Genomic DNA, 15900 nt, shown 5'->3' on the forward strand with positions numbered 1-15900 from the left:
CGCGCGTCAGGTGGTGGGGGAGAGCGGGGCGGTGCGCGCGGCGCGCGGCGTCGGCGGAGCCCAGGTGGGGTCCAACTCGCGCCGGGCGGCGGCCAGGAACGCCTCGGCGTAGGCGTCGATGGGGAAGTCACCGAGGTACCGCCGCCGGGTCGTCCAGCGGGCCGTGGCGAGCGGATCGGTGTCGAGCAGCCCGGTCAGCACCTCGTCCAGGTTCGTCAGGTCGCGGCGCAGCACATAGCCGGACGCGGCCAGCGGAAACCGCTCGGTGAAACGGTCGCCGTCGGCACCCGTGTCGGTGACCGCGTACGGCTTGCCCGAGTAGAGCCAGTCGGACACCACGCCGGAGACGTCGGAGACCAGGGCGTCGGCACGGTTCACCGACTCGGCCAGGCTCAGCCGGCTGGCTGCGGCACCGAACAGGTGCTGCCGTCCGGTGCGGGACCGGTCGGCGGCGAGCAGGTCGTGTAGCCGCGCCAGGTACCGGGCCGAGGCCGGGTTCTGCGTGGTGTAGGGGTGCGCCCGCAGGATCACCGTGGCACCCCGGTCCAGCAGCCGCCGCAGCAGCGGCTCGGCCATCGGCAGCGAGCAGTAGTCGGCGTCGGCGTGGTGCCCGGTCCAGGTGGGGGTGTAGAGCACCGTCGGGTTGGCCAGGCCGGTGGCGGGCTCGGTGCGTACCTCGATCGTCTCGACCTGCGGACGGCCGACCACGACGAACTTCTCCGCCGGGATCGCCACCCCGGCCCGGGCGTACCTGTCGATGGCCGCCTCGCCGGCCACGAAGATCCGGTCGAAGATCCCGGACACCGGGTTGGCGCTGGACGCCTTGTCGCTGTCGCCGTGGTGCAGCTGGATGTGGGTGAGCTGGGTGAAACGGAGGCAGTGACTGTTCTTCGCGCCGTGGTTGACGTAGAACGCCACCCGCAGGCTGGGCACCAGCACCTCGTCCATGCTGCGCAGGGTGGGGCAGTAGAGCACCGGGGCGGTGGTGGCCGCCGCGATGGCGGCCAGCGACTCCGGTTCGCGCACCATCACCACGAACGGCCGACCGATCCGCGCCAGGTACGGCAGCCACATGGTGACCTGGTACTCCGAGCCGGGCGGGGCGGAGAAGTGCAGCACGAACTCCGGCTGGTGCCGGCGCAGCGCCCGGGTGACCGGCGAGCCGCCGCTTGCCGGCCGGAACCGCCGCCGGGCCAGGTCCAGTGCGACCGCGCCGACGACGGCACCCACCAACAGGACCGCCACCAGCGCGAGGACGGCGGGCAGGGCGGCCAGGGCGGCCAGGGCCAGGACCGCGAGCAGGCCGGCCAGGGCGTCCCCGAGGCCGGCGGCGACCTGCGGCACCCAGGTGCGTACCGGCAGGTTGGCGGCGCGGATCTCCAGGTTTCCGGCGTCCCGCAGCGGACCGGCCAGCAGCAGCAGTCCCAGCAGCACCAGGGCGGCGGCGGCCAGCGCCGGGTCGAACCCGGAGTCGAGCTGCCGGGCGTAGCCGACCAGGATTCCGGCCGCGATCAGTGTGGTCTCCGCGACGCTGTCGGCGCCGGGGCGCACCCGGCGCTCCCAGACGGTGGCCGCGAGCGCGACCACCGCCAGGCCGAGACCCCAGGCGGTCGCGTCGGTGAGCGCGACCACGCCGAACGCCAGCACCGCCCCGCCGGTGGCCAGGCCCCGGGCGGCCAACTTCGTGACCAGGTCACCACGCATCTCGGTGTCGCCTTCGCGCTATGTTGCCGGCCGGTCAGCCGACGGGTGCGGTGTCGATCGGCCGGTCGGCCTGGGCGGGCGCCGGCACGGCGAGCGGCGCGGCCTCGCCGGGCGGCCGGCGGACGTCGATCACCTGGCCGGTGAGGTCCGAGATCAGTACGTCCAGCGAGGCCTGGGCGACGGTCTCGGCGGCGAGCAGGGTGTGCTCGGGCTCCTCGCCGAACGCCTTGGTTCGCATCGGGGTGGCGGTTCGCTCCGGGTTGATGATGTTCACCCGGACGCCCTGCTCCGCCCACTCGTCCGACAGCGCCTGGGTGAGGTTGACCAGGGCGGCCTTGGTCGCCGAGTAGAGCGCGTAGTCGGCCCGCCCCCGGGTGTACGAGCTGGAGGTGTAGAGCAGCAGCTGGCCCTTGGTGTGCTGGAGGTACGGCAGGGCCTGCCGGGCGACGGTCACCGGGCCGACGAAGTTGACCTGGAGCACCCGGTCGATGGTGTCCTGGTCCATCTCGGCCAGCGCGCCCTTCTCCAGGATGCCGGCGGTGACCACCACGTGGTCGATGCGGCCGGTGGCGTCGAAGGCGGTCTTCAGCGCGGCCTCGACGTCCTCGGGCCGCTCCACGTGGGTGCCGGTGCTGGAGCGGCTGAACGGGAAGACCTGCGCGCCGTGCCGGCGGGCCAGCTCGGTCAGGTCGTGGCCGATGCCGTAGCTGCCGCCGAAGACGACTATCGTCCGGCCGGCGACCTCCTCGCTGTAGGCCCGCTGGTCGGCCAGCCGGGGCACCTTGGCGGCGGCCAGCTGGAACAGCTTGTCGGCCAGGTGCACGTCGACCGGGTGGGTGACCTTGATGTTCTCGTCCGAGCCGTCGATCACCTTGATCGGGGTCTCGGGCAGGTAGCGCAGCACCACGCCGCAGTCGTCGGTGGCGGCGAAGTTCGGGTCACCCTCGGCCCGGCGGTACGCCTCCCGGATGGTCCCGGAGCGGAAGGCCTGCGGGGTCTGGCCCCGGCGCAGCGTGGCCCGGACCGGGATGTCGGTGATGCAGTCGTTCTCGTCCACCTGGATGATCGTGTCGGCCGACGGGATGGCCACGTCGACCGCCGAGTAGGTCCAGAGGGCGTTCACGCACTCCCGGACGATCCGGCCGTTGAGCAGCGGTCGTACCGCGTCGTGGAAGAGGATGTTGCAGTCCCCTTCGCCGACCGCGTCCAGCGCGATGCGGGTGGTGGCGTTGCGGGTGTCGCCGCCCTCGATGACCTTGGTGACCTTGCGGAAGCCGGCCTTGTCGACGATCCGTCGCGCCTCGTCGACGTGGCCGCTGGCCATCAGCACGATGATCTCGTCGATCTCCGGCGCGGCCTCGAAGACGGCAAGCGTGTGCTCGATGATCGGCTTACCGGCGATCTTCAGGAGCTGCTTGGGGATGCCGAGGCCCAGGCGGGTGCCGGTGCCGCCGGCAAGCACCACGGCCACCGTCCGGGAGGGTCGCCACGGCGCCGGGTTCTCCCGCCGGGTGCCCGGTTCGGTGGTCAGGTCCTGCGTCATTGCCGGTCCTCGCTCTCGGGGGGTGTCGCTCGCGGTGAATGGGTGCCAGGAAGGGTTGCGCCGAGGTGGCGACGGGATGAACAGTAACGCGCGGACCGCGTCGCCCCAACGAGGGCGACGCGGCGCGGGCGGTCACCGGGTTGCGGTTCGGACGGCCGCGACCGGCTCTACTTGCCGTTGGTGAATGCTTCGTAGGCGCGAATTACCTCATCGGTCGGGCCGTCCATCCGCATCTCGCCCGATTCCAGCCAGATTGTCCGTTCGCACGTGTCCCGCACCGAGGAGAGCTGGTGGCTCACCAGGAACACGGTGCCGGCGCTCTCCCGCAGCTCCCGGACCCGCTTCTCGCTGCGCTTGCGGAACTTCTTGTCGCCGGTGGCGAGGGCCTCGTCGATCAGCAGCACGTCGTGCTGCTTGGCCGCGGCGATGGAAAACCGCAGCCGGGCCGACATGCCGGAGGAGTAGGTACGCATCGGCAGCGAGGCGAAGTCACCGCGCTGGTTGATCCCGGAGAACTCGATGATCTCCGGCAGCTTGCGCTGCACCTCCGCCGGGTGCATGCCCATGGCCAGGCAGCCGAGCGTGACGTTGCGCTCGCCGGGCAGGTCGTTGAGGAGCGCGGCGTTCACCCCGAGCAGCGAGGGCTGCCCCTGGGTGTAGATCGCGCCGTGCTCCACCGGCAGCAGCCCGGCGATGGCCCGCAACAGGGTCGACTTGCCGGAACCGTTGGTGCCGATCAACCCGATCGCCTCACCGCGGTACGCGGTGAAGGTGACGCCGCGCACCGCGTGCACCTGCCGGACGTTCGGCGCGGAGGTACGGGTCAGCAGCCGCTTGAAGGCCGTCGCCGGGCTGGTGTTGCCCGCGCCGCGCCGCCGGTGCACCCGGTAGACGACGTGTGCGTCGTCCACCACGACGGTCGGGATCCGCTCCTGGATCCGGGGCAGGGTCACCGTCACATCATTGGACATCGCGACCTGATCAACCACGGCCGTACTCCTGTTCGCCGCGCCAGAAGTAGAGGTAGCCACCGATCCCCATGACCAGCGCCCAGCCCAGCGCGATCAGCCAGGCCTGCGGCAGGGACTCGTTGAGCAGCGGGGTGCTCTCCAGCAGGGAGACCCGGGCCAGCTCGATGTAGACAAGCAGAGGGTTGAACTGGAGCACCGTGGTGGTCCATTCGGGCAGGTTCCGGGCGAACAGCTCGACGCTGTAGAGCACGCCGGAGCCGTACATCCAGGCCCGCAGGATGAAGGGCATCACCTGCTTCAGGTCGGTGGCCTTGGAGCCCAGCCGCGCCACCGCCATGGTCAGCCCGGCGGTGAAGATCGCCTGGAGCAGCACCGCCGGCACCAGCATCAGCCACATCAGGGTGATCGGCTCCCCGGTCACCAGCACGATCACCAGCAGCACCACGATCGATCCGAACAGCTGCTGGAACTGCGTGGTGGTGATGGCCAGCGGCAGGCTGGCCCGCGGGAAGTGCAGCGCGCGGATCAGGCCGAGCTGGCCGCTGATCGCCTTGGTGCCGTTCTGCACGCTGGTCTGGGTGAAGTTGAAGATGAACACGCCGGTGGTCAGGTAGGCGAGGAAGTTGTCCACGCCCCGGCTCTGTTCGAGGACCAGACCGAAGATCAGGTAGTAGACCGCCGCGTTGGTGAGCGGGGTGAGCACCTGCCAGAGCTGCCCGAGTCGAGCGTTGCTGAACGAGGCGGTCAGCTTGGCGCTGGCGTACGCGGCGATGAAGTGCCGGTACTGCCAGAGCTGGCGGGTGTAACGGCCGAGCGAGGGTCGCTCGCCAGCTACCCGCAGCCCGTGCCGGGCGGCCAGCTGGGCCGGGGTGAGGCCGGAATCGGGGTCGGCCAGCGCGTTGGCCATGGGGAAAGGCGCTCCGATCTATCGAGCCGGGCGGAATGTTCGCGACGTGGAATCTAGCGTGGCCAGTGCGTGGAGCGCCGCCCCCGTCGCTGCGTGGACAGTAGTCCGAAACACGTCGGGACGCAACCGTAGCGTCGTTGCGGTACATTGTCGCACGTGAAGACCGACAAGAGGCGGGCGCCGGCCGGTGCCGCGGTGCTCCGTGACGAGATCACCACGGCGATCCGCCGCGCGGTCACCAAGGAACTGGCGGAAGTAGGCTACGGCCGGCTGTCGATCGAAGCGGTGGCGCGTCGGGCCGGAGTGAGCAAGACCGCGGTCTATCGCCGGTGGCGCTCCAAGCTCGAACTGGTGCTTGACGTGGTCTCGGCCGTCGCGCGCCGCAAGCTGCCGCTGCTGGACACCGGGACCCTCGACGGCGACGTACGGCTGCTGCTGCTCGTGGTGACCGGAGCGCTGGGGCACCCCCTGGCGTCGCAGATCATCCCCGATCTGCTCGCCGAGGCGGCGCGCAACCCGCAGATCGCCGGCACGCTCCAGGGCGCCCTGAACGACTACCAGGACCGGATCGGCAAGATCGTCATCGGCCGGGCGGTCGAGCGCGGCGAACTGCCCGCCGGTGCCGACCCCCGGGTCGCCGCCGACCTGATCGTCGGGCCGGTCTACTGGCGGCTGGCCATCGCCCGGGTGCCGTTGGAGCCACCCGAACTCGCCCGGCTGGCGGACGCCGCAGTGGCCGCCCTCCGGGTGGCGTGTGCCGAGCCGGACCGGGACCAACCGGCCTGAGCTGCCGGGACCGGCCTTCCTGAGCTGCCGGGACCGGCCTTCCTGAGCTGCCCGGGCGACCGGCTCTGAGCTGCCCGGACGGCGGCGTCGCGCACGCCCCGGATGGCCGTGACCGAAACGGGCCGGGAAATCCCGACCAACGCTCGTGAGCGCCGGTCTCGTCTTCGCCACCGAACGGACTAGTATCGCACCCCGACACCCGCAAAACAGTCTTGCGACACAGGAGGATCTTCATGGCTGGGCAGCACCCGGACTTCATACCGCCAGCCCGGCCGATCATCGGCGAAGCCGAGATCGAAGCGGCTGTGCGGGTGCTGCGTAGCGGCAAGGTCGTGCAGGGGCCCGAGGTCGCGGCGTTCGAGGAGGAGTTCGGCGAGCTGGTCGGCGACCGGCACTGCGTAGCCGTCAACTCCGGCACCTCCGCCCTCCAACTGACCCTGCTGGCGCTCGGCTTCGGCCCGGGCGACGAGGTCATCGTGCCGTCGTTCTCCTTCGCGGCCAGCGCCAACGCCGTACGGCTGGTCGGTGCCGAGCCGATCTTCGTGGACATCGAGCCGGACACCTTCTGTGTCGACCCGGAAGCGGTCGCCGCCGCGGTCACCCCGCGGACCGTCGCCATCATGCCGGTGCACCTGTACGGTCACCCCGCTGCGATGGACAAGATCATGGCGGTCGCGCAGCGGCACGGCCTGGCCGTCGTCGAGGACGCCGCCCAGGCCCACGGCGCCAGCCTGCACGGCACTCCGGTCGGTGCGTTCGGCACCGCCGGCTGTTTCAGCTTCTATCCCACCAAGAACATGCACTCCCTGGAGGGAGGCATGATCAGCACCGCGGACGCCGGGCTCGCCCGCACCCTGCGGCTGCTGCGCAACCAGGGCATGGAGCAGCGGTACGCCAACGAGATCGTCGGGGCCAACATGCGGATGACCGACGTGGCCGCCGCGATCGGCCGGGTGCAGCTCACGCAGCTCGCCGAGTGGACCGAGCAGCGCCGGGCCAACGCCAAGTACCTCGACTCGAAGATCAACGGCATGGTCACCCCGCCGGTGGCGGACGCCGCCCGGCACGTGTACCACCAGTACACCGTCCGGGCCCGGGGCAACCGGGACGCGGCCCAGGCCCGCCTCACCGAACTGGGCATCGGCAACGCCGTCTACTACCCGACCCCGATCCACCGGCTCAAGCCGTACCTGGGCAAGGACGGCCAGCCCGGCCCGTGGGAGCTGCCGGAGACCGAGCGGGCCGCCGCCGAGGTGATCTCGCTGCCGGTGCACCCCTCGCTGAGCCCCGCCGACCTGGAGCGGATCGCCGACGCCGCGAACCTCGCCGGTGGTGCCCGGTGAGCGCGCGACAGGGTGGCAAGCTGCGCGCCGGCCTGATCGGCCTGGGCGCGATGGGCCGCAACCACGCCCGGGTACTGTCCGGTCTGGACGGAGTCGAGCTGGTCGGGATCGTCGACCCGCTCGGTGACCCCAACGGCCTGCTCCGGGCGCCGGTCCTGCCCGAGCTGAGCGAACTGCTGGCCCTCGACATCGACTACGCCGTGGTCGCCTGCCCGACCGCGCTGCACGAGCCGATCGGGCTCGAACTCGCCGCCCACGGGGTGTCGGCGCTGATCGAGAAGCCGCTCGCGCAGTCCGTCGAGGCGGCGACCCGGCTGGTCGAGGCGTTCGAGAGCCGCGGGCTGGTGGCCGGGGTCGGCCACATCGAGCGGTACAACCCCGCCCTGCAAAACCTGCGGTCTCGTCTGGAAGCGGGCGAGTTGGGCGAGGTCTACCAGGTGGTGACCCGACGGCAGGGTCCGTTCCCGCACCGGATCGCCGATGTCGGCGTGGTGCTCGACCTGGCCACCCACGACATCGACCTGACCAGCTGGGTGACCGGCCAGGAGTACGCCTCGGTGTCGGCCCGGACGGTCTCCCGCAGCGGCCGGCTGCACGAGGACATGGTGGCGGCCGTCGGCCTGCTCTCCGACGGCACGATGGTCAACCACCTGGTCAACTGGCTCAGCCCGCTCAAGGAACGGTCCACTGTGATCACCGGTGACCGGGGCTGCTTCGTCGCCGACACGCTCACCGCCGACCTGACCTTCTACGCCAACGGCGCCATCGACACTGAGTGGGAGGCGTTGCGGGCCTTCCGCGGCGTCGCCGAGGGCGACATGGTCCGCTACGCCATCCCCAAGCGCGAACCGCTGCTTGTCGAGCACGAGCGATTCCGGGACGCGGTCGAGGGCAAGGAGAGCGACATCGTCACGCTCCGGCAGGGGCTGCGGACGGTCGAGGTGGCCGGCTGCCTGGTGCGTTCGGCCCGCGACGGCGTGACGATTCCGATCGAGGGCGGGACGCCCCGGTGAAGGTCCTGATCGCCGGCGGCGCCGGATTCATCGGCAGCACGATCGCCTCGGCCTGTCTGGATGCCGGGATCACTCCGGTCATCCTGGACAACCTCAGTACCGGACGGGCCGAGTTCGCCGCGGACCGGATCTTCTACCAGGGTGACATCGCCGACCGGCGACTGATCGACCGGATCTTCGCCGAACACCCCGACATCGAGGCGGCCGTGCACTGTGCGGCGCTGATCGTGGTGCCGGACTCGGTCGCCCACCCGCTCAGCTACTACCGGGAGAACGTCGGCAAGTCGGTGGAGTTCGTGGACGCGCTCGTCGGCAACGGGTGCGACAGGTTGCTCTTCAGCTCCTCGGCGGCGATCTACCAGCCCGGCGAGGACTTCGCCGTGGACGAGTCCTCTCCGGTGGCCGCCACCAGCCCGTACGGGCGCAGCAAGGCGATGGTCGAGCAGGTGCTCCAGGACAGCGCCCGGGCCTACCCCCTGCACGTCATCTCGCTGCGCTACTTCAACCCGGTCGGCGCCGACCCGAAGATGCGTACCGGGCTCCAGTTGGCCCGTCCCACGCACGTGCTCGGCAAGATGATCGAGGCAGCGCGTACCGGGTCGACGTTCCAGCTCACCGGGGCCGACTGGCCCACCCGCGACGGCTCCGGCATCCGTGACTACGTGCACGTGTGGGATCTCGCCCGCGCCCATGTCGAGGCGTTGCGCCGGTTCGACACCATCCTGCCGACCGAGCACGGCGAGCGGTACCAGGTGATCAACCTGGGGACGGGCGACGGCACGACGGTGCGCGAGCTGCTGGCGGCCTTCCACGCCGTGCTGGGTCGGCCGATCCCGACCGCGGTCTCCGACCGCCGCCCGGGCGACTCGGCCGGTACCTACACCCGCAGCGAGCGGGCCCGACAGCTGCTGGGCTGGGAGCCGACCCTGTCGCTTCGCGACGGCATCCGCCACTCGTTGCAGTGGGACGAGTTGCGTGACCAGGTGCTGGGCGGCGACGCGGACCCGCACCTGTTGCCGGTCGGCGCCACCGGCCGGTAGCGCCGGCCCGGACCGGGCCCAACCGGCGGCTCAAGCACCACCGGGGTACGCCGAGGGCGCCACTGGGGGTACGCCGCACCCGTCCCGCACGGGCCTCGCGGTAGGTAGCTACGCGAGGCCCGTCGCGCGTCGTCCGTCCGCCGGTGCGCCGCGTCGCTCCGCCCAGCAGGGGAGCCAGCCGGCGTCAGCTGGGGCGAGTCAGCCAGCGGCATCGTCCCCAGCTGGCGCGAGTCAGCGGGCGGCGTCGCCCAGCAGGAGCCGGTCGAAGCGGTGCTTGACCACGGACCAGTCCCATGCGCCGAGCGCGTACTCGGCGGCCTCCCGGCCGCTGTCGCGCCACGCCTGGTCGGTGCCGGTGGTGGCGAGGATCCGCTCGACGGCCTCCTCCGGGCTGCCGATCACCCAGCCCTGCGGGTAGAGGGTGCGCGCACTGTGCGGTCGACCGGCGAAGAAGGGCCAGTCCCGTACCACCGGAACGGCGCCGCTCGCGGCACCCTCCATCAGGCCACAGTGGCAGCCCTCGCGTACCGACGAACTGAGGATCACGCCGACGTCGGTGAGTACCTTCGGCACGTTGTTCGTCGGCCCGAACCGCCGCACCGCACCGGCCGCCACCAGGTCGTCGACGTCGCGGTTGAACGCCTCAAGGTACTGCCGGCTGGCGAGGCTGACATCGGGGTTCATGTCGCCGCCGACGAGGAGCAGCCGGTAGCGGTCGTCGCGTCGGCGCAACAGCCGCAGCACCTGCAACGCCCAGCGCGGGTCCTTGGCGACCTGACCGATGCCGACCAGGCCCAGCTGGAAGCGGGCCTCCGGCGACTTCTCGATCTGGAAGCCGCGCAGGTCCATCGCGTTGTCCAGGACGTGCATCCGGGGCGCGTCCGGACCCTGTAGGTAGGGCACCAGGGCGGTGGTCAGGTCCTTGATGTGGTCGGCCACGAAGATCAGGTCGTCGACCCGGGAGAAGTCCACCAGGTGCGGCCAGCGGGACAGCGCCTCGTAGCTGTGCAGCCGGACGATGATCCGGGTGGTGCCCGGGTCCACGACGGTGAACAGCGCGGCGGGGGCCACACACCAGTCCACGAAGACCGTGTCGGCCCAGTCCAGGTGGCCGCGGAGCCGGTCCTCGACCTTCTCGTGGTACGGCGTGGCCTCGGCGGAGAGCCGGTCCTGGAGCATGTGCTTGGCGGCCCACGTGACGCTCTTGAGCGAGGCGTTCGCGGCCAGGTCCAGGAAGCGGACCTCGACCCCGGGATGCGCGTCGTAGTGTTCCCGGATCAGCTTGAGGAAGTTGTCGTTGGCGCTTGTCGCGATCAGCAGCCGCAGCGGTCGGTCGGTCGGCGGTGCGGCGGCCGGCTGCCGGCGACCGCGCGGCTTGGCCAACGTGGCCGCCGCCTCGGAACGCCGGAACGGTGCCACGAACCCTTCCGGGTCCTCCGCCAACGGGGAGCTGAGCTGGTCGATGTGCAGCACCCGGTCGAAGGCGAGGGTCATCGCCCGGTTGAGCAGATCGGCCGCGGCGGCCTGCTCGTCGGCCCGGTGCCGCTGGTCGGCGACGGAGAGCAGCGCCTGCACCGCGCTGTCCAGATCGCGCGGCGGCATGCCCGCCTTCAGCTCCCGGCTGGCCGCGTCGGCAAGCATCCGGGCCCGGGCGGCCGGCTTGCGCAGCTTGCTGGCGGTGGCGGCGAGGATCAACGCCTCGCCGTCGGGCCGGTCGGCCCAGGCCATTCCCTCGGCCACCTGATAGGCGACCTTGGAACGCAGCGAGTCGGGCATCTTCGGCGCCCGTACCGCCTTCAGCCAGAGTTGGGTGCCGGCCTTGCTGCGCATGATCGGTCGGGCGGTGACGGCGTCGACCGCCGCCCGGGGCGCGGCGTTGATCAGACGGTGTACCCGCTGCCGGACCGACGTCGTCGGGCGTTGCAGCGACTTCGGCGCCGGCTGGCCCGGCCCGTCGAGCACGGCCTGCACCGCCGCCTGGACGCCGTACCGGGCGGCGGCAGCGGGGTTGCGCTGCGCCATTCGCCACACCGTGTAGATCGCGTGCGCATCCAGGGCGACCAGCACGTCCGCGCTGCGGGCCTGCTCCCGCGCCCAGGACTCCCGCCACACCTGGGTCCAGACCCGCTCACCCGGCGTGGCCCGGGCAGCCGCCCGGTTGGGGGTCGCTTTGGCGATGTCCGCCGGCAGGGCGCAGAGCCCGTCCAGCGCCAGGTCGGCGGGAACGTCCTCGATGTCGAGCGCCCCGACCAGGTGGACCCGCGCGCCGACCTCGCGCAGCCGGGTCACGGCGGTGGTCAGGATCCCTGGCTTCGGCGATACGCCGGTCACCAGCAACACATCGCTCATGCGAGTACTCCGCCCCCATGGTCGGACTTGATCTCGTCCAGCGGCACACCGTCGCCGGGCAGGTCGTGCCGGGCGGCGAGCGCCCGTTCCGCCAGCTGCCGGACGCCCGTGCGCATCAGGCTCTCGCGGGTGAAGGGGTCCGCGTGGGCGCGTACGCCGGACCGTTCGGCCTCGGTCGCCTCCAGCACCATCCGGGCTGCGCGCCGGAAGCTGTCCACCAGCTGCAACTCGTCCAACCCGCAGGCGCCGGTCCACAGTGGATGTCCGGTGAGCACCCGGGAGGCGTCGTGATCGACCTCGTGCACCGACACGATCGGCAGACCGGTGGCCATGTATTCGTACACCTTGCCGGAGGTGACGTAGCGCCCGCCGATCAGGATCAGCACCAGCGCGTCCCAGCCGGCGTAGACCTTCGGCACCTCCGCCTTGCGGACCGGACCGCCGAAGGAGACCCCGTCGGCCTCGGCCGCGCGGATGAGCTCGGTGAGCCCGTTGGCCTCCCGGTTGGCGCCGGCACCGATGTGGCCACGGATGTCGAATTTGGCGTTACGCAGCAGTGGTTCCCGCTCGCGGGCCTCCCGCCAGGCATCCAGCACCACCTGCAACTGCCGGGTGGAGTAGTTGACCGTACCGAGGTAACCGAAGGTCAACCCGGCCTCGGGATCCGGCTGCCGCGGCTTGATCGAAGGCACGCTGTCCTTGTCGTAACCGTTGCGCACGACGTGCACCCGGTCGGCGACGTGCGGGTACCGGTGCCGGTAGTGGTCGGCGATCGGGTCGTTGACCACCCACAGCGAGAGACAGTTGTCGAGGATGCGACGCTCCCAGACACCGGCCTCCGAGTCCTCGGCGAACGCCTCACCGCCGTTGACCACGTCGATCGACCAGCCGTCGCGGAAGTCGACCGCGTAGGGAACGCGGTGCGTCTCGTAGAGCTTCCACGCGGCGGCCAGGTTCACGTACGGCACGCAACTGGCCAACAGCAGGTCGGCCGGGTGCTGCTCGTGGATGTCGAGGACCGCCTGTTCGAGGGTGCTCCGCCAACCGCCGAACACCGGCTCCGGGAAGATCTTCGTCTCCCGCTTGCGGAGGTTGCTCAGCCACTTGACCGGGCGCAGCGCGCGTTCCTCGCTGAACTTGCGGATGTCGGTTTCGAGATCCTCCCGGGCGAGCGGCAGCTCCACCACCTTGATCCCGGGATCCACCTGCTCCAGCAGCGTGACGTCCAGACCGGAGTCACGCTCCCAGGACTCGGCGGCGATCGTCACCACGGTGACGTCCCAGCCCAGCTGGCGGAACTGGTTGGCGGTCTCGCGCATCCGGTAGGCGCAGCTCTTCGCTGCGGGTGGGAAGCCGATGGCCAGGTAGATCAGGTGCGGCGGGACCTTGCGGTCGCTGCTGGAGGGGAGCACGTTCACCTCTGTGCCAGGATCGAGACGACCCGTTCGGCCGCTCGGCCGTCGCCGTACGGGGTGCCCCGTTCGGTGGTGGGGGCGGGGCGCGTGGCGATGTCCGCCCACTCCCCAGGGGTCAGCGCGGCCGGCTCGGGCACCAGGCGGTTCCAGTCCCCGACCAGGGTCTCGATCCACTCGGTCTCCGGCCGCAGCGTGGTGCAGGGCCGCCCCAGCAGGTACGCCTCTTTCTGCAACCCGCCGGAGTCGGTCACCACGCCGGTCGAGCCCAGCACGGCGGCGACCATGCTGGCATAGGGCAGGGGCCGGCCGACGTGCAGCGCACCCCGGGCCAGCTTCACGCCGTACTCCTCGGCCTTGGCCAGCAACCGGGGGTGGGCCAGGAGCGCGACCGGGACGGGCAGGTTGGCCAGCGCGTCGACGAGGGCGGTCAGCCGCTCGGGCGAGTCGGTGTTCTCGGCGCGGTGCAGGGTGGCCAGCAGGTACGGCTCGTCCGGCGACACGCCTTCGGGTAGGGCGGGCGCGGGATGCGTGCCGGCCAGCACGGCGTCGCGTACGCCGAGGCAGACGTCGACCATCACGTCACCGGCGAGCACCGACCGCTCGGCGAGCCCTTCCGCGGCAAGGTGTCGCATCGCCTCCTCGGTCGGGGCGAGCAGGAGATCGGCGGCGTGGTCGGTGAGGATGCGGTTGTGTTCCTCCGGCATCCGGCGGTTGAAGGAACGCAGTCCGGCCTCCAGGTGGGCGACCGGAAGGTGCAGCTTGACGGCGGAGACCGCACCGGCGAGCGTCGAGTTGGTGTCGCCGTAGACGAGCACCCAGTCCGGCTTCTCGGCCATGAAGACCGGGTCCAACGCGGCAAGCGCCTTGCCGGTCTGTACGCCGTGCGAGCCGGAGCCGATGCCCAGGTGCACGTCCGGGTCCGGAATGCCGAGCCCGGAGAAGAAGACATCGGAGAGGTCCGCGTCGTAATGCTGCCCGGTGTGCACGATGACGTGCTCGTGCTCCGTCCGGGCGAACGCGGCGGCGATGGGGGCGAGTTTGATCAGTTGGGGGCGCGCTCCGACGACGCTGACGACCTTCACTCGGGTGACTCCTCCAGTGTGTCGTGAAGGGCAGCCGCGCCGGGCACGGCCGTCTGGATTGCTGCCGCCGGATTGTGCCTCAGTCCCGCGCGGCGTTCCAAATCTACCCCCACGCCGACATGTTTATCCCGAGCGGCTTTCCGGGTCCCGTCGAGGTGCCTGATCGGCGCGCCCGCAGTCGAATTCTCGGCCGCCGACAAAATCCGGACCTTGTGGTTGATTCGGCGAGGATCCACCGGCCGGTGCTCACCCGCACTGCTCAGGGCGAGGCGGTCCAGATCAACAGCAGATAGCCACCGTAGTAGGCGGACAATGCGGTAAGGGCGGCAAGCGCGACTGCGGCTCGCGGCCGGGTGGTCCGGGCGAGTCCCAGCGCCACCGGCAGCAGCAGGGCGAACGCCGGCAGCAGGAACCGCGCCTTGGCGTACGGATAGCCGCTGGAGCCCAGGGTCACCACCAGCAACAATCCGCTGTACAGCAACAACGGCCACGGTTGCCGGTCCAGGATGGTCAGCACGAACAGCGTGACGGCAGCCACAACCACTGCGGCGACCATGTACCACTGGAGCCCCGAGGGCTCGTCCAACGCGCCGCGGACCGTGGCCAGCGAGCCGGCACCGAAGTCGAACCGGGAACCCCAGCCCTCGCCCTGGATCTCGAACCAGCGCAGCGGCTGACCGGTGTGCTGGCCCACCCAGGCCAGGTAGCCGAGCCAACCGAGCGGGGCGAGCAGCAGGGCGGCGAGTGCGCGCCAGCCGCCCTGCCGCCGAGCCAGGGCGACAAGTGCGGCGAGTGCCACCACCGCGATCAACGCCACCGCGGTCGGCCGGGTCAGGCCGGCGAGCAGGCAGAGCACCCCCGCGACCAGCCAGCGGCGGGTCAGTACGCCGTACAGCGACCAGGCGGCGAGCGCGGTGAACAGCGACTCGGTGTACGCCATCGACTGGACGACGGCGTGCGGCAACGCGCCCCAGACCAGCGCCAGCAGCACTCCGGTCCGGCGCCCGTACAGGTGGTGGCCGACGGCGAACAGCCCCCACGCGGCGGCCAGCGAGGCGATCCAGGCGATCGCGATCGCGGTACCCCGCATGGTCAGCGGGGACAGCGGGGTCAGCCAGGACACCAACTGCGGGTACAGCGGAAAGAAGGCCAGGTCGCTGTGCAGCTGCTCGCCCGAGTCGTAGCCGTGCTCGGCGATGCGCAGATACCAGCCGGCGTCCGCCCGGGCACCGATCAGGCGCTCGAAACGGGCATCCCGGGCGGCACCCCACACCGCCAGGGTGAGCAGGCCGATGGCGCGTACCACGGCGTAGCCCAGCAGGGCTGGCCAGGCGAGGGCGATGGCCCGCCGGAATCCGGCGAGCCGGCCGCCGGGCCGGTCATCGACCTGCCGGGCGTCGCTCTCGGTCTGCTGTTCCACAGAATTCATCCGCTGTTCTCCCGGTTAATGACGGCAGGACAACGCGCAAAGGGCGCGGATGGTGGCGGTGTGGTGTGGGCAGGTTAGCAATGAGTGACCGTGGGAAACGTACCCGCCTGTCCGGTTTCTGGTGCGCCTGGTCGGCGGATCGGGGCACCGCTGCGCGTGGCCACACCGGCATACGTGGTGCCGTACACTCGCCGGGGTTCCGTCCGGGGCCGCGCAGCGAGAGGCAGACGATGAGTTTCGACGGTGCCGCCAGGACATCGCGTGCTCGAGCAGGGACGACGACCACCGCGCCGGATGGCGCCGGGCCGTCCGTCGGCG

General features: G+C 71.1%; 12 protein-coding genes. 4 read left to right on the top strand and 8 right to left on the bottom strand.

The genetic code is table 11. The annotated features are described in order from the left end of the window. Positions 1–6: 6 nt before the first annotated feature. The 4 genes from QQG74_RS10750 to QQG74_RS10765 form a co-directional block, all read right to left on the bottom strand. Entirely contained in the window at positions 7–1704 is a 1698-nt protein-coding gene (locus QQG74_RS10750; protein WP_341720149.1) for a CDP-glycerol glycerophosphotransferase family protein, read from the bottom strand. Positions 1705–1738: 34 nt separating this feature from the next. Continuing rightward, a complete protein-coding gene (locus tag QQG74_RS10755; RefSeq protein ID WP_341720150.1) occupies positions 1739–3247 on the bottom strand; it encodes a bifunctional cytidylyltransferase/SDR family oxidoreductase in 1509 nt (502 codons plus the stop codon). 167 nt (positions 3248–3414) lie between these two features. Continuing rightward, the gene (locus tag QQG74_RS10760; protein ID WP_341721194.1) at positions 3415–4218 is read right to left on the bottom strand and encodes an ABC transporter ATP-binding protein; all 804 of its coding nucleotides are present in this window, start codon (positions 4216–4218) and stop codon (positions 3415–3417) included. Between the two features lie 10 nt (positions 4219–4228). Then, positions 4229–5125: an ABC transporter permease gene (locus QQG74_RS10765; RefSeq protein WP_341720151.1), complete on the bottom strand. Its 897-nt coding sequence runs from the start codon at positions 5123–5125 to the stop codon at positions 4229–4231. 156 nt (positions 5126–5281) lie between these two features. Here QQG74_RS10765 and QQG74_RS10770 point away from each other — a divergent pair, with 156 nt between their 5' ends. From QQG74_RS10770 to galE, 4 genes are all read left to right on the top strand, one after another. Beyond that, the gene (locus QQG74_RS10770) at positions 5282–5911 is read left to right on the top strand and encodes a TetR/AcrR family transcriptional regulator (RefSeq protein ID WP_341720152.1); all 630 of its coding nucleotides are present in this window, start codon (positions 5282–5284) and stop codon (positions 5909–5911) included. Between the two features lie 233 nt (positions 5912–6144). Then, positions 6145–7254: a DegT/DnrJ/EryC1/StrS family aminotransferase gene (locus tag QQG74_RS10775; protein ID WP_341720153.1), complete on the top strand. Its 1110-nt coding sequence runs from the start codon at positions 6145–6147 to the stop codon at positions 7252–7254. Beyond that, positions 7251–8267, top strand: a complete 1017-nt coding sequence (locus QQG74_RS10780; RefSeq protein WP_341720154.1) for a Gfo/Idh/MocA family oxidoreductase — start codon at positions 7251–7253, stop codon at positions 8265–8267. The genes QQG74_RS10775 and QQG74_RS10780 overlap by 4 nt, the downstream gene beginning before the upstream one ends. Further along, a complete protein-coding gene (galE, locus tag QQG74_RS10785; RefSeq protein WP_341720155.1) occupies positions 8264–9307 on the top strand; it encodes a UDP-glucose 4-epimerase GalE in 1044 nt (347 codons plus the stop codon). The genes QQG74_RS10780 and galE overlap by 4 nt, the downstream gene beginning before the upstream one ends. A gap of 231 nt (positions 9308–9538) precedes the next feature. On the opposite strand, the gene QQG74_RS10790 is transcribed toward galE, so the two are convergent. The 4 genes from QQG74_RS10790 to QQG74_RS10805 form a co-directional block, all read right to left on the bottom strand. Beyond that, the gene (locus QQG74_RS10790; protein WP_341720156.1) at positions 9539–11656 is read right to left on the bottom strand and encodes a glycosyltransferase family 1 protein; all 2118 of its coding nucleotides are present in this window, start codon (positions 11654–11656) and stop codon (positions 9539–9541) included. Continuing rightward, a complete protein-coding gene (locus QQG74_RS10795) occupies positions 11653–13074 on the bottom strand; it encodes a glycosyltransferase (protein ID WP_341720157.1) in 1422 nt (473 codons plus the stop codon). Before QQG74_RS10795 ends, QQG74_RS10790 begins: the two co-directional genes overlap by 4 nt. Then, entirely contained in the window at positions 13071–14153 is a 1083-nt protein-coding gene (wecB, locus tag QQG74_RS10800) for a UDP-N-acetylglucosamine 2-epimerase (non-hydrolyzing) (protein ID WP_341720158.1), read from the bottom strand. Before wecB ends, QQG74_RS10795 begins: the two co-directional genes overlap by 4 nt. A 259-nt stretch (positions 14154–14412) precedes the next feature. Next, positions 14413–15582 (bottom strand): hypothetical protein, encoded by a 1170-nt coding sequence (locus tag QQG74_RS10805; RefSeq protein WP_341720159.1) that lies wholly within the window; start codon positions 15580–15582, stop codon positions 14413–14415. Between the last annotated feature and the right edge of the window lie 318 nt (positions 15583–15900).

Origin of the sequence: Micromonospora sp. FIMYZ51 (assembly GCF_038246755.1) — a bacterium.
GTDB lineage: Bacteria > Actinomycetota > Actinomycetes > Mycobacteriales > Micromonosporaceae > Micromonospora.

What these genes read in the sequence shown, in the direction of transcription:
- QQG74_RS10750 (WP_341720149.1), bottom strand. Translation starts at nt 1,704, where the DNA reads ATGCGTGGTGACCTGGTCACGAAGTTGGCCGCCCGGGGCCTGGCCACC.
- QQG74_RS10755 (WP_341720150.1), bottom strand. Translation starts at nt 3,247, where the DNA reads ATGACGCAGGACCTGACCACCGAACCGGGCACCCGGCGGGAGAACCCG.
- QQG74_RS10760 (WP_341721194.1), bottom strand. Translation starts at nt 4,218, where the DNA reads ATGTCCAATGATGTGACGGTGACCCTGCCCCGGATCCAGGAGCGGATC.
- QQG74_RS10765 (WP_341720151.1), bottom strand. Translation starts at nt 5,125, where the DNA reads ATGGCCAACGCGCTGGCCGACCCCGATTCCGGCCTCACCCCGGCCCAG.
- QQG74_RS10775 (WP_341720153.1), top strand. Translation starts at nt 6,145, where the DNA reads ATGGCTGGGCAGCACCCGGACTTCATACCGCCAGCCCGGCCGATCATC.
- QQG74_RS10790 (WP_341720156.1), bottom strand. Translation starts at nt 11,656, where the DNA reads ATGAGCGATGTGTTGCTGGTGACCGGCGTATCGCCGAAGCCAGGGATC.
- QQG74_RS10805 (WP_341720159.1), bottom strand. Translation starts at nt 15,582, where the DNA reads ATGAATTCTGTGGAACAGCAGACCGAGAGCGACGCCCGGCAGGTCGAT.